We start from the raw sequence: 17405 nt of genomic DNA on the forward strand, positions 1-17405 counted from the left end.
CCTTCCGGGCGATCTCCCGCTCGTGCTCGGCCGGCTCCTCGCGGAGGCGCCCGCCGACCGTCGCGCCGTCGTCGCGGTCGACGGTCCGGGCGCCAGCGGGAAGAGCACCGTCACGGCCCTGCTGGCCGCACGCGTGACCGGCCGGCCCGTGATCGTCCTGCACGCCGACGACTTCCTCCACCCCCCGCACGTCCGCCACGCCCGCGGGCGCCACTCGCCCGAGGGGTTCTGGCTCGACGCCTACGACTACGCCGCGTTCACCACGGACGCGCTCGCACCGTTGCGCCCGGGCGGCGACGGCCTCGTCCGCACGACCGCGGTCGGCGGCGCCCCCGACCGGGCATCGCGGCCCGACCGGCTGCAGGCTGCGCTCGACGCGCTCGTGCTCGTGGACGGCACCTTCCTGCACCGCGACGAGCTGGTCGGCCTGTGGGACTGGTCGGTCTACCTGGACGTGCCGCTCGACGTCGCGGGGGCACGGATGGCGCTGCGCGACGGGCTCGCCGGCGACGAGGCTCGACGCCTCCTCGCTCGCTACTCCGGTGCGCAGCGGCTGTACCTCGCGGCGTCGCGGCCGTGGGAGCGGGCGTGCGTGGTCGTCGACACGTCGGATCTCGACTCGCCGCACGTCATCGACCCGCGCGACGCCCACGCCGCGGCCGACGTCGTCTGACAGGACGAGCGCTGGCACGACGCGGAGGTCGGGCCCCGGCGTCCTCACCCGACGCGATCGTGCCGCCGGCTGCGCCGCGCGACCTCGTCAGGCGCTGGCGGCGCGCCACCTCTCGAGCGCCGCGGCCGCCGCGCCGCTGTCGATCGACTCCCGCGCGATCGCCGTCGCACGGTCGAGCCGCTCGAGCAGCGAGCCCGCACCGATCCCCGGGAGGGTGCCGTCCGCGACGAGCGCGGCGGCGCTGTTGAGCACGACGGTGTCGCGCACGGCCCCGGGCTCGCCCGCGAGGAGGCGACGCGCGACCTCGGCGTTGTGCGCCGCGTCGGCGCCGCGGAGGTCCTCGAGGTCGACGTGCGCCTGCCCGAGGTCGCGCGCCCAGTCGACCAGGTGCTCGTCGACCTGGCCGGACCGGACCTCCCACACGCGGGTGGTCCCGGTGGCCGCGATCTCGTCGAGGCCGTCCTCGCCGCGGAACACGACGGCGTCCTTGCCGCGGTCGGCGAAGACCCCCGCGATGAGCGGCGCCATGCGCTCGTCGGCGACGCCGATCGCCGACGCCGCGGGCTGCGCGGGGTTCGACAGCGGGCCGAGAAAGTTGAAGACGGTGCCGATGCCGAGCGCGCTGCGGGCGGCGGCCGCATGGCGCATCGCCGGGTGGAAGCGGCCCGCGAAGCAGAACGTGATGCCCGCCTCGAGGGCGATCTCCGCGACACGCCGGGGCTCGTGGTCGAGCCGGATGCCGAGGACCTCGAGCACGTCCGCGGACCCGGACGACGACGACGCGGCGCGGTTGCCGTGCTTCACCACGCGCAGGCCGGTCCCCGCGACGACGAGCGCCGACATGGTGGAGATGTTGACGGTGTGCGCACGGTCGCCGCCGGTCCCGACGATGTCGACGGTCCGGCCGGGGACCTCGATGCGGATCGCGTGCTCGAGCATCTGGTCCGCGAGGCCGCGCAGCTCGTCGACGGTCTCCCCCTTGGCGCGGAGCACCACGAGGAACGCGGCGACGCGCGCGGGGTCGGCCTCGCCGCGCATGATCTCGTCCATGGCCCACGACGCCTGCTCGCGCGTCAGGTCGTCGCGTCGGACGAGGGTCGCGAAGAGGTCGGACCAGGTGCGCGCGCTGCTCATCCGGCGAGCGTCCGTCGGCCGACGAGCGACGCGACGGCGTCGTGCAGCTGCTCGGGGTCGAGCGGGCGGCTGACGACCGCGTCGGCGTGCGACCACGACGCGAGCCACGCGTCCTGCGGGCGCCCGGTGAGCAGCAGCACCGGCGGGCACCGGTAGATCTCGTCCTTGAGCTGGCGCCCGAGGCCCATGCCGCCGACCTTGTCCGCCTCGCCGTCGAGCACGAGCAGGTCGATCCCGCCGGCCTCGGTGGTCGTGATGACGGCGTCGGCCGTCGCGACCTCGACCCAGTCGATGTCGGGCTCGCCCCGGCCCAGCCGGCGACCGACGGCGAGCCGCACCTCGGCGCGCGTGTCGACGTCGTCGCTGTAGAGGACGACCCGGGGTCCCGGGGCGGCGGCGGTCTGTGCGTGGTCGGGCTGGGCCGTGCTCATGGTCGTCCCTCACTCGTCGTCGACGTGCGTCCGAGGGGCATCTTGGCACGACCGAGCTGCTCGCCGGGCCATCGTCGCGGGTCGTGCCGGGCGAGCCCTAGCACGAGTCGCCGGGCCGCCCGCACGCCGCGGGACCCGCGGACGCGCGCGTGAGACGGCGTGCCGTCCGCAGCCGCGCGACGAGTTCCGCGTGTTGACGCGCGACTCTCGCTCCCCTGACCACGTGCGACGCCCCGAGGATCGTGACGGTGTGACATATACCGCGCGGCACGAGGTAGGCCCAATGACCCATGCACAGCGGCGATCAGCCATAATGACGACGTGTCGACCGCCATGGCTGCCCCTCGCACCGCGCCTCACGTGAGCGTCAACCGACCCAACCCGGTGTCGGTGGGGACGATCGTGTGGCTCGCCAGCGAGCTCATGTTCTTCGCCGGCCTCTTCGCCATGTACTTCACGCTCCGGGCAGCGGTGCCCGACGAGTGGGCGACGCAGACCGAGAAGCTCAACCTGACCTTCGCCTTCATCAACACCTCGGTGCTGGTGCTGTCGTCCGTGACGTGCCAGATGGGCGTGTGGGCCGCCGAGCGGTTCCAGCCCGTCCGCACGGGCTCGCTGCTCCAGGTGAACCGCTGGGGCATGAACGAGTGGATGGTGCTCACGTACCTCATGGGCGCCTTCTTCATCGGCGGCCAGGTGTTCGAGTACGCGGAGCTCGTCCACGAGGGCCTGACGATCTCGTCGAGCCCTTACGGCTCGGTGTTCTACCTGACGACCGGCTTCCACGGCCTGCACGTCGTGGGCGGTCTCATCGCCTTCCTCTTCCTGCTCGGTCGGTCGTTCGCGGCGAAGCGCTTCGGCCACCACGAGGCGACCACCGCGATCGTGACGTCGTACTACTGGCACTTCGTCGACGTCGTGTGGATCGCGCTGTTCGCGGTCATCTACCTGATCCGCTGACGTCCGGCGGCTCGCCCCGCCACCCAGTCCCCCATCCCCCACGTGCGAGACGAGGATCGATCCGTGAAGGCACTCGCAGCCCGCAGGCACGATCGGCGTGCGCCGATCGTGCTGCTCCTGCTGGCGCTGCTGCTCACCGGCGGCCTGTACGCCGTCCTGGCCCCGACGTCCGCGGACGCCGCGCCCAAGACGGCCACGGCCGACGACGTCGCCACCGGTGAGAAGCTGTTCCAGGCCAACTGCGCCACGTGCCACGGTCCCTCGGCGGGCGGCACCGAGGACGCGCCGTCGCTCATCGGCGTGGGCGCCGCGGCCGTCGACTTCCAGGTCGGCACGGGCCGCATGCCCATGCAGATGAACGGCCCGCAGGCGCAGGCCAAGCCGGTGCAGTTCGACGACGAGCAGATCGAGCAGCTCGCCGCGTACGTCGCGTCGCTGGGCGCCGGTCCCGCGATCCCCACGGACGACATGGTCGACCCCGCGCAGGGCGACGTCGCCAACGGCATGGCCCTGTTCCGCACGAACTGCGCCATGTGCCACAACGCGGTCGGCGCGGGCGGCGCGCTGTCGCAGGGCAAGTTCGCGCCCAACCTCTGGGAGACCTCGCCGCGTCACCTCTACGAGGCGATGCAGACGGGCCCGCAGTCGATGCCCGTGTTCAACGACGCGACCATCACGCCCGAGGAGAAGCGCGACATCATCGCCTTCATCAACGAGCAGGGCGACGTCTCCCCCGGTGGCCTCGACCTCGGCTCGCTCGGCCCGGTCAGCGAGGGCCTCTGGGCGTGGGTCGTCGGACTCGGCCTGCTCATCGGTTTGTCGGTCTGGATCGGAGCCAAGTCCTCGTGAGCACGCACGACCCCCACACCGAGCTGGACGTCCGCGGCGCGGACGACGCTCCCCAGCGCTTCGAGGACCCGGGCGTCCACGAGCACGTCCACCGTCAGGCGGACATCGACCCGCGCGCGACCAAGCGCGTCGAGCGGCAGGTCCTCCTGCTGTTCACGCTGTCGATCCTGGCCACGATCGGCTTCATCGTCGCGTACTTCGCGCTCCCCCCGGGCGAGACGCCCGAGTCGATGCGCACCTCGAACCTCGCGCTGGGCCTCGGCCTCGCGATCTCTCTCCTGGGCATCGGCATCGGCGGCAGCCACTACATCAAGGTGCTGATGAGCAACCGCGAGTACGTCGAGGAGCGCCACCCGCAGCGCACCGACGACGCGACGCGCGAGATCGCGGTCCAGATGCTCAAGGACGGCGCCGAGGACTCCGGTCTCACGCGCCGCGGCGCGATCATCGGCGCGGCCGTCACGGCGATCGCGCTCTTCCCGCTCGCGATCGTCCTGCCCATCGTCGGCAACGTCGGCGAGGACTGGAACGTCCGCAAGTTCAAGCACACGATGTGGCGCAAGGGCACGCGGCTCGCGTACGACCCCACCGGTCGCCCCATCAAGGCCTCGGACCTCACCATCGGATCGGTCGCGCACGTCCAGCCGGCCGACCTCGACGAGGCCGAGCACCCGCTCGACGAGAAGGCGAAGGCGGTCGTCCTCGCGATCCGGCTCGACCCTCGGGACATCGTGTCCGAGCAGGGCGAGGGCTGGTCGTACGACGGCATCGTCGCCTACTCGAAGATCTGCACCCACGTGGGCTGCCCCGTCGCTCTCTACGAGCAGCAGACCCACCACCTGCTGTGCCCGTGCCACCAGTCGACGTTCGACGTCGCTGACAGCGCGAAGGTCGTCTTCGGTCCCGCGAAGCGACCGCTGCCGCAGCTGCCGATCACCGTGGACGACGAGGGCTACCTGATCGCTCAGAGCGACTTCCACCAGCCCGTCGGTCCGAGCTTCTGGGAGCGCCTGACGTGACGACCACGACCACCTCCAAGGCCACGACCCCGCCGTCGGCGGGTGCGCGGGCCGTCGGCGCGACCGCCGACTACCTCGACCAGCGGACCGGCCTCGGCCACGCGGTCAAGTTCTTCGCCCGGAAGGTCTTCCCCGACCACTGGTCGTTCTTCCTGGGCGAGATCGCGCTGTACAGCTTCGTGACGCTGCTCATCTCGGGCGTCTTCCTCACGCTGTTCTTCGTCCCGAGCATGGGCGAGACGCACTACGAGGGCCCGTGGGCGTCGATGAACGGCGTCGAGATGTCCGAGGCGTTCGCCTCGACGCTGCGCCTGTCGTTCGAGGTGCGCGGCGGTCTGCTCATGCGGCAGATCCACCACTGGGCGGCCCTGATCTTCATGGCCGCGATCGTCACGCACATGATGCGCGTGTTCTTCACCGGCGCGTTCCGCAAGCCGCGTGAGATCAACTGGGTCGTCGGCTTCGTCCTGCTGATCCTCGGCCTGGCCGCGGGCTTCTCGGGCTACTCGCTCCCGGACGACGTCCTGTCCGGCAACGGCCTGCGGATCACGGACGGCGTCATCAAGGCGATCCCGATCATCGGCAGCTACATGTCGTACTTCGTGTTCGGCGGCGAGTTCCCCGGGACCGACCTGATCCCGCGCCTCTTCACCGTGCACGTCCTGCTGGTGCCCGCGCTGATCCTCGCGCTCATCGGCCTGCACCTCGTGCTCATGGTCATGCACAAGCACACGCAGTACCCGGGCTCGGGCCGCACGAACAACAACGTCGTCGGCTACCCCGCGCTCCCGGTGTACGCGGGCAAGCTGCTGTTCAACCTCTTCGTCGTGTTCGGCGTCATCGCCCTCATGGGCGCGACGATGTCGATCAACCCGGTGTGGAACTACGGCCCGTACGACCCGTCACCGGTGTCCGCAGGAGCCCAGCCCGACTGGTACATGCTGTTCCTGGAAGGGTCGCTCCGACTCATGCCAGGACAGGCCGAGTTCGTCCTCGGGCAGTACACGGTCAGCCTCAACGTCATCATCCCGGCGATGGTGGTGCCGGGGATCCTGTTCACGCTGCTGGCGCTGTACCCCTTCATCGAGGCGTTCGCGACCGGCGACAAGCGCGAGCACCACGTGCTCGACCGCCCGCGCAACCGCCCGTTCCGCACCGCGTTCGGCGTCTCGCTGCTGACCGCGTTCTTCATCCTCGTGCTCGCGGGCTCGAACGACCTCATCGCGACGCACTTCCACCTGTCGATCAACGACATCACGTGGGTCTTCCGCGTGCTGCTGTTCGTCGGCCCCTGGTTCGCGTTCTGGATCACCAAGCGCATCTGCCTCGGCCTGCAGCGCAAGGACCGCGAGCTGGTCCTGCACGGGCACGAGACGGGTCGCATCGTGCGGTTCGCGAGCGGCGAGTACATCGAGGTGCACAAGCCTCTCGACGCGCACGAGCGCTGGCTGCGCGTGCAGCACGAGGCCATCCGTCCGCTCGAGATCGAGCCGGCCGAGGACTCGCGCGGCGTGCGCCGCAAGGGCTACCGCCGCGACACGATCCGCCAGCGGCTCTCGCAGGTCTTCTACGAGGACCGCGTCGAGCCGGTGACGCCCGCCGAGCTCGAGGCCGCCCACGCGGCGCACGGGCACCACGGCGAGGTCGAGGCGGCCCCCGAGGCGCACGGCACCCCGGAGCTCGCCGGAGCGTCCGGGCGCACCGGTGGTGGCCAGCACCTCGTCGACCCGCAGGACGAGACGTCCCCCGAGACGCGGAATCGCTGATCCGGGACCAGAGTTGACCGTGGAGTCGGGCGGCTCGCCGTAACGGCGGGCCGCCCGATCCGTTTCGTACCCCGCCCGGCCGTACCAGAACGGTCGCGCACCGACGCAGGAGAGGTACTCACGCATGGCTGACTACACGCTTCCGGACCTGCCGTACGACTACGCAGCCCTCGAGCCGCACATCTCCGGCCGGATCATGGAGCTGCACCACGACAAGCACCACGCGGCCTACGTCACCGGTGCCAACACGGCCCTCGAGAAGCTCGCCGCCGCCCGCGAGGCGGACGACCTGGCCGCCGTCAACCTGCACGAGAAGAACCTCGCGTTCAACCTCGGCGGTCACGTGAACCACTCCGTGTTCTGGCAGAACCTCTCCCCCGAGGGCGGCGACAAGCCCACCGGCGAGCTCGCGGCCGCGATCGACGAGTTCTTCGGCTCGTTCGAGGCGTTCCAGAAGCACTTCGCCGCGAACGCGATCGGCATCCAGGGCTCCGGCTGGTCGATCCTCGCGTGGGACTCCATCGGCGAGAAGCTCGTGATCGTGCAGCTGTACGACCAGCAGAGCAACATCGCCCTCGGCCTGGTGCCGGTTGTCGTGCTCGACATGTGGGAGCACGCGTTCTACCTCGACTACGTCAACGTCAAGGCGGACTACGTCAAGGCGTGGTGGAACATCGTCAACTGGGCCGACGCGGCCGCGCGCTTCGACCGCGCCCGCACCCAGACCGCCGGGCTGATCGTCCCGGTCTGACGACCGGCGCGCACGTCCCTCATGAGGGCCGCCTGCTCCCTCGGGGGAGCAGGCGGCCCTCGTGGCGTCGGAGCGGACGGACCGACGACGGCACGGACCGCCCTGGGAGCGATGCGACGTGCGCGCTCACCACGGTCCGTGCAGCTCGGGTGCGGGTCCCCGGCCGATGAGCCACGCGAGGAGGGCGGCGTGACCAGCGCGGTCGGGCAGCGCCTGGAGGCGCTTGGGCAGCTCGTTCTCGACGAGGATCGCGGGCCAGTCGGACGGGTGGTGACCGATGTCCAGATCCACGTGGTGGACCTCGACGTTGCGCAGGTGGTGGCCGATGATCTCCACCATCGTCCGCGGTCCGGCGACCATGATCCCCTGCCGGTCCCAGTGCGTGTCGTCCAGAGCGGCCCACGCGGCCTCGAGACGCAGGAGGGAGTCGGCCAGGTCGGCGCGGAGGACGGCGGCCGGGCGACCCGCGCCCGCGTCCGCCGCCTCGTCCGCGTCGTACCCGTCCGGGTGGACACGACGGACCTTCCCCAGCGCGGCACCCTCGAATATCCCCACGTGGGCCCGGGCCTTGTTCGCGATGTGCGTGACGACGTGGCCCCGGGAGAAGCGCGGCAGCAGGCTGGGCGCACGGAACTGGTCGTCCGTGAGCGGTTCGAGCGCGTCGAGCAGAAGCCGGTGGCTCGCACGGCACGCGTCGATGGTCGCGGTCGGCTTCATCGGATGACCGCCGCGACGCCGGTCTGCCGCGATCTCTCGCGCCCCCGTCCCGGGCCCGCACGCCCGCAAGACCCGTCCAGCTCGGCGCTCATGCCCACGGCCGATCCCGCTCGTCTCCGGTCACCCCGGACAACTTGCCAGAGTTCTCCCCGTCTGGGGGCGAACCGGACCTGTGCATCGGCACCTTCGTCGGGCGCACCCTGCTGAGCCACGGACGAGGGGCGGCGGCCCTCGTCGTCTCCCCGTCCACTCACGGGTGCCACCTTCGTCCTCATCACCGTCGCAGGCACGGCCCCCCAGCGCCCGTCATGGTTCACGTCGGCGGCCTGGTGGTAGGAAGGTCGGATGCCTTCCGACGACGAGCCCCTTCTCGACGTGCGCCTCGTGTGGGGACCCGCCGGTGCCGCGTCGTTGGGCGACGACGTGGACGTCGCGGTGGTCGTCGACGTGCTCTCGTTCACCACGACGGTCTCCGTGGCGGCCGACCGCGGCGCGGTCGTCCTGCCCTCCCCCGCGTACGACGAGCAGGCGCGGCGTTTCGCCCAGGAGCACGACGCCGTGCTCGCCGTCAGCCGCGCGCAGGCCGCAGCCGGCGACGTGTCGCTCTCGCCCGCGTCGGTGCGCGCAGCGCCGTCCCTCGCACGCCTGGTGCTGCCGTCGCCCAACGGCTCGACGCTGAGCCGGGTGATCGACGACGGGTCGCGAGCTGTGCTCGCGGCGTCGCTCCGGAACGCCGCGGCCGTGGCGTCATGGGTCATGGCGCGCGCGACGCCACGCCGGAGGCCGCTCCGACTCGCCCTCGTCGCCGCCGGCGAGCGTCGCGCGGACGGCACGGTGCGTCAGGCCCCGGAGGACGTCTGGGGTGCCGGCGCGGTATTGGAGGCGCTCTCTCAGGCGCACGCGGTGCGTCTGACCGATCGGGCGGCTGCGGCATGCAGCGCCTGGCAGGAGGTCGCGAGCAGGCCGGAGCGGGCGTTGCGGCGCTCCCGCACCGGGGTCGAGCTGGTGGACGGCGGGTTCGCCTCGGACGTGGAGGTCGCGGCCGAGGTCGGCGCGAGTACCGCGGTGCCGCTGCTGCGCGACGGTGCGTACGTCGACGTCGCGCGCTGCGCGGTGTGACCGCCGGACGCCCGTCCCCGACCGGGCGGGCGGACGTGCGGGCTCGACCTGACAGGCCGAGGTGATGCCCCCACCGGGCGAGCGGACGTGCGACGGCCCCCGCGGTCGCTCAGGGCGAGGACCGAAGGGGCCGTCGTGCGGTCAGGGACCGTCAGTGCGCGTGCTGTCCGCGGGAGAACTCGAACACCCAGCCGACCAGGCCGATGACGCCGAGGATCGCGCCGATGATCGCGACCCAGAAGCCGATCGCGAGGCCGAGGAACAGGACGGCCGCCGCGGCGCCGATGACCAGCGGCCACCAGCTCCACGGGCTGAACACGCCCTGGTCGCCGGCGCCCTGCTCGATCTCGCCGAACTCGTCGTCCTCGGGGCGGGCGTCGATGCGCCGCGCGAGGAGGGCGAAGTAGGCACCGATCATGCCGACGAGGCCGCCGACGAGCGGGATGCCGACCGTGCCGACGGGCTCGCCGTCGCTCCACAGCGCGTAGATCAGGCCGACCGGGATGAAGAACAGCAGCCCGTAGAGGAAGAGCCTCGCCTCGAACCTCACCGGTCACCCTCCTTGTCGCTGCCGGGACGGTCCTGGGGACGGTCCTCGACGATCGTCGTGGACGACTGCTCGGGCTCACCCTTGCCCTCGACGACGCGGTCGACCGCGACCTCGGTCTCGCCGCGGCGGTCCGCCTCCCAGTCGAACGGACCGGGGTTCGGCTCGACGTAGTCCATCGCCGCGACCTCGGGGTGGTGCAGGTCGAACGCGGGACGCTCGGAGCGGATGCGCGGCAGCGACGTGAAGTTGTGCCGCGGCGGCGGGCAGGACGTGGCCCACTCGAGCGAGGCGCCGTAGCCCCACGGGTCGTCGACGGTCACCTTCGGCGCGTTGCGCCACGTGACGTAGACGTTCCAGAGGAACGGCAGCGTGGACGCCGCAAGCACGGCCGCGCCGACCGTGGAGAGCTGGTTCATCCACGTGAAGCCGTCGTCGGGCGAGTAGTCGGCGTACCGACGGGGCATGCCGATGACACCGAGCCAGTGCTGCACGAGGAACGTCGTGTGGAAGCCGATGAACAGCAGCCAGAAGTGGATCTTGCCGAGCCGCTCGTCGAGCATCCGGCCGGTCATCTTGGGCCACCAGAAGTAGAAGCCCGCGAACATCGCGAACACGACGGTGCCGAAGACGACGTAGTGGAAGTGCGCCACGACGAAGTAGGAGTCGGAGAGCTGGAAGTCGAGCGCCGGGCTGGACAGGATGATGCCCGTCAGGCCGCCGAAGAGGAACGTGACGAGGAAGCCGATCGTCCAGAGCATCGGCGTCTCGAACGTGAGCTTGCCGCGCCACATCGTGCCGATCCAGTTGAAGAACTTCACGCCGGTCGGCACCGCGATGAGCATCGTCATGAACGCGAAGAACGGCAGCAGCACCGAGCCGGTGACGTACATGTGGTGGGCCCACACGGTCACGGACAGGGCGGCGATGGCGATGGTCGCGTAGACGAGGCCCTTGTAGCCGAAGATCGGCTTGCGGCTGAAGACCGGCAGGATCTCGGTGACGATGCCGAAGAACGGCAGCGCGATGATGTAGACCTCGGGGTGCCCGAAGAACCAGAACAGGTGCTGCCAGAGGATGGCGCCCCCGTTCTCCGGGTTGAACACCTGCGCGCCGAGGCGGCGGTCGGCGCCGAGCGCGAACAGCGCGGCGGCCAGCGGCGGGAACGCCATGAGCACCAGGAGCGACGTCACCAGGGTGTTCCAGGTGAAGATCGGCATCCGGAACATCGTCATGCCGGGCGCGCGCATGGTGACGATCGTGGTGATGAAGTTGACGGCACCGAGGATGGTGCCGAAACCACCGAGGGCGAGGCCGAAGACCCACAGGTCACCGCCGACACCGGGTGAGTACACGGTGTTCGACAGCGGTGCGTAGGCGAACCAGCCGAACGACGCGGCGCCCTGCGGCGTGAGGAAGCCCGCGGCGGCGATGAGGCCGCCGAAGAAGAACAGCCAGTACGCGAACATGTTGAGCCGCGGGAACGCGACGTCGGGCGCGCCGATCTGCAGCGGCATGATCACGTTGGCGAAGCCGGCGAACAGGGGCGTCGCGAACAGCAGCAGCATGATCGTGCCGTGCATGGTGAACGCCTGGTTGTACTGCTCCTTGGAGGAGAACACCTCCATGCCGGGCGTGAACAGCTCGGCGCGGATGAGCAGCGCGAGGATCCCGCCGATCGCGAACCACACGAACGACGTGATCAGGTACATGTACCCGATCGTCTTGTGGTCGGTGGAGGTGATCCACTTGATCACCGTGCGCCCGAGCGTCTGGCGCGAAGGCGCCAGTCCGGGGATCTTCTCCACGGCGGTGGCCATCAGTGGTCGCTCTCTTCCTGCGTGGTGCTGCTGCTGACGCTGTCGACGTCCTGCAGACGGCTGTACTCGAGCCCCAGCGAGCCCTCCTGGCCCTTGTCCTTGAGCTCCTGGATGTGCGCGTCGAACTCCTCGCGGGACACGACCTTCACGTTGAACAGCATCGACGAGTGGTACTCGCCGCAGAGCTCGGCGCACTTGCCGAGGTAGGTGCCCTCCTCGGTGGGGGTCACCTGGAACGTGTTGGTCTTCCCCGGGATCATGTCCATCTTGTAGAGGAACGAGGGGATCCAGAACGAGTGGATGACGTCACGCGAGTCCAGCGTGAACTCGACCCGCTCGTCGACCGGGAGGTACAGCGTCACCTGGTCCGCCAGGGCGCCCGAGCTGCCGCCCACGTCCTGCGCGTGCTGGCCCGTCTCGTACGCGTCGTCGTCGAGGTAGTTGAAGTCCCAGCTCCACTGCTTGCCGATGACCTGCACGTGGATGTCGGCCTCCGCCGAGGTGTCCTGCAGCGCCGTGACGTCACGGTTCGTGTAGTAGAAGAGCACGCCGACCATGAAGATCGGCAGGATCACGTACATGACCTCGAGCGGCACGTGGTAGCGCAGCTGCACGGGCAGCACGTCGTCGTTCTTGCGCTTCCGGTAGACCGCGACGCACCACAGGATCAGGCCCCACGTGATGAGGCCGACGATGAGGGCGGCGATCCACGAACCGCGCCACAGGCTGACGATCCGAGCGGTCTGGTCGGTGATCTCGGCGTCCGACGAGCCGGGCAGCCAGCCGCGTTGGACCTCATCGGAGCAACCGCTCAGGGCGACCACGACGACGGCCGCGAGTCCTGCCGTCAGCAGGGCCGGGCGGCGCGTCCGGCGGGGGTGTTCCGGGTGCACGGGGGACCTCTCACTCACGTCCCGTCAGCGCTCGACCCCGCTGCTGGCGGTCGTCACCCGGGACCTTCGTCCTCGACCTGTGCAGCCTAGCGCGCCGACCACGACGTTTCGTCCTCGCGACGCCGGATGACGACACGGTGTCAGCACCGTCACACCACGTCTCCTGCGCACGTCCACCACGTGCGGCGGGGCCGTGCACGGCGGACGACCGCGCCGGTCAGGGCTACGGTGCACCGGTGAGCCCCCGTGACGACGCCCCCGCGGTCCCGGCCGTCGACGACCGCGGTGTGACGCACACCACTGCCCCCGGAGCGGTCCGTCGGGTGGTGCTCGACGCGGGCGGGCGCGCACCCCTGCTCCCCCAGGCGCGGGCCGCGTTCGTCGAGGCGCTGGACCAGGGCTGGGCGGACCCGCGACGTCTGCACGCCGAGGGCCGACGGGCGCGCCTGCTGCTCGACGGCGCCCGCGAGGCGATCGCGGCCGTCGTCGGGGCACGCACCGAGGACGTCGACCTCGCGCCGTCGCACACCGCCGCCCTCCACACGGCCGTGCTCACGGTCGCGCGGGGGCGCCGGCGCGCGGGCGGCGACGTCGTGGTCCCGACCGTCGAGCGGGCCGCCGTGCTGCACGCGGCCGACACCGCGGTGGCGTCGTCGGGCGGCCGGCGTGTCGACGTCCCGGTCGACGGGCTCGGGCGCGTCGACGTCGCGCGCATGGTGGACGCCGTCGGGCAGCCCGGGGTGGCGCTCGCCGCGCTCCAGCACGCGAACGGCGAGGTCGGGACGCGGCAGCCCGTCGCGGAGGTCCACGCGGCCGCGCGCCGGGCCGGGGTCCCCCTGCTGGTCGACGCCGGTGCGAGCCTCGGGCACGCCGAGGTCGGTGACGCGTGGGACGTGCTGGCCGCGGACGCGGGCGACTGGGGCGGGCCCGCGGGCATCGGCGTGCTCGTCACGCGCCGCGGCGTCCGGCGCTCGCCGGTCGCACCCGAGGACGAGGACCGCTGGTTCCCGGGCGGCGTCAGCGTGCCGGCCGCGCTGGCCGCGGCGGTCGCCCTCCAGGTCGCCGACGCCGACCGGGAGGCCGCCGACGCCGCGCGGCGTGCGCTCGTGGACCTGGTCCGCGCCCGCGTGGCGGCCGAGGTGCCCGACACCGAGGTCGTCGGGGACCCCGACGACCGCCTCCCCCACGTCGTGACCTTCTCGTCCCTCTACGTCGACGGCGAGGCCCTCGTCACGGCGCTCGACGCGCTGGGCTTCGCGGTCGCGTCCGGCTCCGCGTGCACGTCGAGCTCGCTCGAGCCGAGCCACGTGCTGGCGGCCATGGGCGTGCTCACGCACGGGAACGTGCGGCTCGCGCTGCCCCGCGGCACGCGCGGCGAGGACGTGGACCGGTTCCTCGAGGTGCTGCCGGAGTTCGTGGCGCGCGTGCGCACGGCCGGCGGGGTGGACGGCCTGTGACCGGGGGGCCGGTCCCGCTGGTCGTCGACGCGCGCGGGCTGCGGTGCCCGGCGCCCGTCATCGCCCTCGCGAAGGCGGCCCGCACCGCGGCGCCGGGGAGCGAGCTCACGGTGCTCGCGACCGACCCCGCGGCACGGCACGACGTGCCCGCGTGGGCCCGGATGCGCGGCCACACGATGGTGTCGAGCACCGACGACGAGGGCGTCTGGCGCCTCACGGTCCGCCTCGGGGACGCGCCCGTGGCGTGAGGTGTCGCACGCGTGGCCCGGCGACGGAGCCCTGACGCACGAGGGCCCCGCACCGAGATCCGGTGCCGGGCCCTCGTCAGGCGTCGGTGATCAGCTGAACGAGCCGCCGCACGCGCAGGCCGAGCCCGCGTTCGGGTTGTCGATCGTGAAGCCCTGCTTCTCGATCGTGTCGGCGAAGTCGATCGTCGCGCCCTCGAGGTAGGGGACGCTCATGCGGTCGACCACGACCTCGACGCCGTCGTAGTCACGCGTCACGTCGCCGTCGAGCAGACGCTCGTCGAAGTACAGCTGGTAGATGAGGCCCGAGCAGCCGCCGGGCTGGACGGCGACGCGCAGACGCAGGTCGTCGCGGCCCTCCTGCTCGAGCAGGCTGCGGACCTTGTCCGCCGCCACGTCCGTGAGCAGGACGCCGTGCGTCTGGGTCTGCGTGGTCTCGCTCATCGTCTCTCCTGGTGCCGGGGAACTCACGTCAACGGTGCGCAACACCGTCGCGCGCCGCGTTGTTCCCGACCAGGGTACGACTGTCCGCGGGCGTCGTCGTACGCGGCCCGCCCGCACGGCCCGGGCGTCAGCGCGACCACGTCCGGGCGACCCGCTCGGCGCGCGCGCGCAGGGTCCTGACGGGGTCGGCGAGCGCGGCCCGGACCTCCTCGGGCGTCTCCCCCACCGCGTACGCCGCCGTGATCCCCGCCGCGGACAGCTCGCGCCGGCCGACCTGCACGTCGCCCGCCAGGACGACGGTCGGGATGCCGTGCCGGAGCGCGCGCTCGGCGACCTGGGCGGCGACCTTGCCGTGCAGGCTCTGCCAGTCGAACCGGCCCTCACCGGTGACGACGAGGTCGCTCGCGGCGAGGCGGTCGTCGAGGCCGACGTGCTCCGCGACGAACGCGGCGCCCGGCACGACGCGTGCGCCGAGGAGGGCGAGCCCGAACCCGAGCCCGCCGGCCGCTCCGGCGCCCGGGGCCGCGGTGAGGCGTGCGGCGGCCGACGACGCGCGTGCTCCGGCGAGCAGGTCGGGACGCAGGTCGTCGGCGAGCGCGGTGGTCGCGGCGTGCGCGAGGTCGGCGAGCGCGCGCTCGAGCGCCTGGGCCTGCTCGGGCGTCGCGCCCTTCTGCGGTGCGAAGCCGGCGCTCGCGCCCTGCAGGCCGAGGAGCGGGACGTCGACGTCGGTCGCGGCGACGAGGTCGACGTCCGCCCAGGCGGCGCGGAGCGCCCGCAGCCCCCCGAGCTCCTCCGGACGCAGCCCGGCGAGCGCCCCGCCGCCGACGTCGAGCCGTCCGGGTGCCGCGTCGAGGCCCGCGCCGACGAGCATCCCTGCGCCGCCGTCGTTGGTGGACGACCCGCCGAGGCCGACGACGACGCGGCGCGCACCCGCCTCGCGGGCGGCCACCAGGAGCTCGCCGACGCCGCGCGTCGTGGTCCGCGTCGGGTCGCGGCGCTCCGGCGGGACGAGCGGCAGGCCGATCGCGTGCGCGGACTCGACGTAGGCCGTGCGCCCGCCCGGGCCGTCGACCAGGAGCAGCACCGCCGGCGCGGGCTCGCCGAGCGGCCCGGTGACGGTCACGGGCACCGTCTGCCCGCCGAGCGCGGCGTGCAGCGTGTCGACGAACCCCGGCCCCCCGTCGGCGAGCGGGCACGGGTCGACGTCGTCGTGCGGCGCTGCCGCACGCCACCCGTCGGCGATCGTGGCCGCGACCTGGCGGGCGGTGAGGACGGAGCCGAAGGTGTCGGGGGCGACGAGGACACGCACGCGGTGCATGGTGGCACGCCGGACGGCCCGGGCTCGCGCGCACGCCCGTGTGCGAGGATCGGTCCCGTGACGCTGACGACCTCCGCCGCCTTCACGGAGCCCGCGCCCTCGGCCCTGCTGCTGCTCGGCCGCGGCGTCGACCTCGCCTCGGAGCGCGGGGTCGAGTGCGTCGGGGACCTCCCCGCGCCGAGCGACCCGGACCTGGTCGAGCGGGCGCGCGCCGCGCGCGCCGCGCTGGGCGACCGCGCGTTCGTGCTCGGTCATCACTACCAGCGCGACGAGGTCATCGCGTTCGCCGACGTGACGGGCGACTCGTTCAAGCTCGCGCGCGAGGCCGCGGCCCGCCCCGACGCCGAGTTCGTCATCTTCTGCGGCGTGCACTTCATGGCCGAGTCCGCGGACATCCTCACGTCGGACAGCCAGCAGATCGTCCTCCCGGACCTCGCGGCGGGCTGCTCGATGGCGGACATGGCCGCGATCGACCAGGTCGAGGACGCGTGGGACGTGCTGGTCGACGCGGGGGTCGCCGAGGACACCGTCCCGGTCACGTACATGAACTCGACCGCGGCGATCAAGGCGTTCACGGGTCGCCACGGCGGCACGGTGTGCACGTCGTCGAACGCGCACGTCGCGCTGCGCTGGGCGTTCGACAAGGTCGGCGGGCTCGACGGCACCGGCAAGGTGCTGTTCATGCCGGACCAGCACCTCGGGCGGAACACCGCGGTGCTGCAGCTCGGCCTGTCGCTCGACGACTGCGTGGTGTTCGACCCGCGCAAGCCGAACGGCGGCCTGACGGCGCAGCAGCTCAAGGACGCGCGGATGATCCTGTGGCGCGGGCACTGCTCGGTGCACGGCCGGTTCTCCGCGCGCAACGTCACGGACGTCCGCGCGGCCGTCCCGGACGTCACGGTCCTCGTGCACCCCGAGTGCAAGCACGAGGTCGTCACGGCGGCCGACATGGTGGGCTCGACGGAGTACATCATCAAGGCGCTCGACGCGGCCGAGCCGGGCACGTCGTGGGCGGTCGGCACCGAGCTCAACCTCGTGCGCCGCCTGGCCGCCGCGCACCCGGACAAGCAGGTGCACTACCTCGACTCGACGGTGTGCTTCTGCTCGACGATGAACCGCATCGACCTCCCGCACCTGGTGTGGGCGATGGAGTCGCTCGTCGCGGGCCGCGTGCCGAACCGGATCGTGGTGGACGCCGACGACGCCCACTGGGCCCGGGTGGCACTCGACCAGATGCTGGCGCTGCCGGGCTACTGAGTCCC

Annotated in this window: 18 protein-coding genes; 10 read left to right on the forward strand and 8 right to left on the reverse strand. The window is 72.2% G+C overall.

Annotation, left to right across the window (positions count from 1 at the left end; translation table 11 throughout):
- Positions 1 to 22 precede the first annotated feature (22 nt).
- Positions 23 to 673 carry a uridine kinase gene (locus GXP71_RS07770; RefSeq protein ID WP_162352190.1) on the forward strand — a complete coding sequence of 217 codons (651 nt, stop codon included), beginning with the start codon at positions 23 to 25 and terminating at the stop codon, positions 671 to 673.
- Between the two features lie 87 nt (positions 674 to 760).
- Here the strand turns inward: GXP71_RS07770 and trpD are convergent, their stop codons facing one another.
- The gene (gene trpD / locus GXP71_RS07775; protein WP_162352191.1) at positions 761 to 1807 is read right to left on the reverse strand and encodes an anthranilate phosphoribosyltransferase; all 1047 of its coding nucleotides are present in this window, start codon (positions 1805 to 1807) and stop codon (positions 761 to 763) included.
- A complete protein-coding gene (locus GXP71_RS07780; protein WP_162352192.1) occupies positions 1804 to 2238 on the reverse strand; it encodes a response regulator in 435 nt (144 codons plus the stop codon). Before GXP71_RS07780 ends, trpD begins: the two co-directional genes overlap by 4 nt.
- Before the next feature lie 333 nt (positions 2239 to 2571).
- Here GXP71_RS07780 and GXP71_RS07785 point away from each other — a divergent pair, with 333 nt between their 5' ends.
- The 5 genes from GXP71_RS07785 to GXP71_RS07805 all read left to right on the forward strand — a co-directional run bounded on the left by GXP71_RS07785 (position 2572) and on the right by GXP71_RS07805 (position 7583).
- Positions 2572 to 3198, forward strand: coding sequence for a heme-copper oxidase subunit III (locus GXP71_RS07785; RefSeq protein ID WP_124342503.1), 627 nt, complete (start codon positions 2572 to 2574; stop codon positions 3196 to 3198).
- 63 nt (positions 3199 to 3261) lie between these two features.
- On the forward strand, positions 3262 to 4047 hold the full coding sequence (locus GXP71_RS07790) for a c-type cytochrome (RefSeq protein WP_124342495.1): 786 nt from the start codon (positions 3262 to 3264) through the stop codon (positions 4045 to 4047).
- Positions 4044 to 5066 carry a ubiquinol-cytochrome c reductase iron-sulfur subunit gene (locus GXP71_RS07795; protein WP_162352193.1) on the forward strand — a complete coding sequence of 341 codons (1023 nt, stop codon included), beginning with the start codon at positions 4044 to 4046 and terminating at the stop codon, positions 5064 to 5066. The genes GXP71_RS07790 and GXP71_RS07795 overlap by 4 nt, the downstream gene beginning before the upstream one ends.
- Positions 5063 to 6832, forward strand: a complete 1770-nt coding sequence (locus tag GXP71_RS07800; RefSeq protein ID WP_162352194.1) for a cytochrome bc complex cytochrome b subunit — start codon at positions 5063 to 5065, stop codon at positions 6830 to 6832. The genes GXP71_RS07795 and GXP71_RS07800 overlap by 4 nt, the downstream gene beginning before the upstream one ends.
- A gap of 124 nt (positions 6833 to 6956) precedes the next feature.
- Positions 6957 to 7583 (forward strand): superoxide dismutase, encoded by a 627-nt coding sequence (locus GXP71_RS07805; RefSeq protein ID WP_162352195.1) that lies wholly within the window; start codon positions 6957 to 6959, stop codon positions 7581 to 7583.
- Positions 7584 to 7709: 126 nt separating this feature from the next.
- Here GXP71_RS07805 and GXP71_RS07810 read toward each other — a convergent pair whose 3' ends face one another.
- Entirely contained in the window at positions 7710 to 8300 is a 591-nt protein-coding gene (locus GXP71_RS07810; RefSeq protein ID WP_162352196.1) for a maleylpyruvate isomerase N-terminal domain-containing protein, read from the reverse strand.
- 345 nt (positions 8301 to 8645) lie between these two features.
- On the opposite strand from GXP71_RS07810, the gene GXP71_RS07815 reads away from it, so the two are divergent.
- A complete protein-coding gene (locus GXP71_RS07815; RefSeq protein ID WP_162352197.1) occupies positions 8646 to 9419 on the forward strand; it encodes a 2-phosphosulfolactate phosphatase in 774 nt (257 codons plus the stop codon).
- A gap of 151 nt (positions 9420 to 9570) precedes the next feature.
- On the opposite strand, the gene GXP71_RS07820 is transcribed toward GXP71_RS07815, so the two are convergent.
- The 3 genes from GXP71_RS07820 to coxB are packed head-to-tail and all read right to left on the reverse strand — an operon-like array spanning position 9571 to position 12679.
- Positions 9571 to 9969 carry a cytochrome c oxidase subunit 4 gene (locus GXP71_RS07820; protein ID WP_162352198.1) on the reverse strand — a complete coding sequence of 133 codons (399 nt, stop codon included), beginning with the start codon at positions 9967 to 9969 and terminating at the stop codon, positions 9571 to 9573.
- The gene (gene ctaD, locus GXP71_RS07825) at positions 9966 to 11786 is read right to left on the reverse strand and encodes a cytochrome c oxidase subunit I (protein WP_162352199.1); all 1821 of its coding nucleotides are present in this window, start codon (positions 11784 to 11786) and stop codon (positions 9966 to 9968) included. The genes GXP71_RS07820 and ctaD overlap by 4 nt, the downstream gene beginning before the upstream one ends.
- The gene (coxB, locus tag GXP71_RS07830; protein ID WP_162352200.1) at positions 11786 to 12679 is read right to left on the reverse strand and encodes a cytochrome c oxidase subunit II; all 894 of its coding nucleotides are present in this window, start codon (positions 12677 to 12679) and stop codon (positions 11786 to 11788) included. Before coxB ends, ctaD begins: the two co-directional genes overlap by 1 nt.
- A gap of 236 nt (positions 12680 to 12915) precedes the next feature.
- Between coxB and GXP71_RS07835 the strand changes: the two genes are divergently transcribed.
- Positions 12916 to 14136 (forward strand): cysteine desulfurase family protein, encoded by a 1221-nt coding sequence (locus GXP71_RS07835; RefSeq protein ID WP_202924344.1) that lies wholly within the window; start codon positions 12916 to 12918, stop codon positions 14134 to 14136.
- The gene (locus GXP71_RS07840) at positions 14133 to 14384 is read left to right on the forward strand and encodes a sulfurtransferase TusA family protein (RefSeq protein ID WP_162352201.1); all 252 of its coding nucleotides are present in this window, start codon (positions 14133 to 14135) and stop codon (positions 14382 to 14384) included. Before GXP71_RS07835 ends, GXP71_RS07840 begins: the two co-directional genes overlap by 4 nt.
- 90 nt (positions 14385 to 14474) lie before the next feature.
- Here the strand turns inward: GXP71_RS07840 and erpA are convergent, their stop codons facing one another.
- Together erpA and GXP71_RS07850 are read right to left on the reverse strand one after the other, a co-directional pair.
- Positions 14475 to 14825 carry an iron-sulfur cluster insertion protein ErpA gene (gene erpA / locus GXP71_RS07845; protein ID WP_124342487.1) on the reverse strand — a complete coding sequence of 117 codons (351 nt, stop codon included), beginning with the start codon at positions 14823 to 14825 and terminating at the stop codon, positions 14475 to 14477.
- Positions 14826 to 14952: 127 nt separating this feature from the next.
- Positions 14953 to 16143, reverse strand: coding sequence for a glycerate kinase (locus GXP71_RS07850; RefSeq protein ID WP_162352202.1), 1191 nt, complete (start codon positions 16141 to 16143; stop codon positions 14953 to 14955).
- A gap of 57 nt (positions 16144 to 16200) precedes the next feature.
- Here GXP71_RS07850 and nadA point away from each other — a divergent pair, with 57 nt between their 5' ends.
- The gene (gene nadA / locus GXP71_RS07855) at positions 16201 to 17400 is read left to right on the forward strand and encodes a quinolinate synthase NadA (RefSeq protein ID WP_162352203.1); all 1200 of its coding nucleotides are present in this window, start codon (positions 16201 to 16203) and stop codon (positions 17398 to 17400) included.
- The last annotated feature ends 5 nt before the right edge of the window (positions 17401 to 17405 follow it).

The sequence above is a fragment of the Cellulomonas sp. H30R-01 genome (assembly GCF_010119915.1).
GTDB classification, from domain to species: Bacteria; Actinomycetota; Actinomycetes; order Actinomycetales; family Cellulomonadaceae; genus Cellulomonas; species Cellulomonas algicola.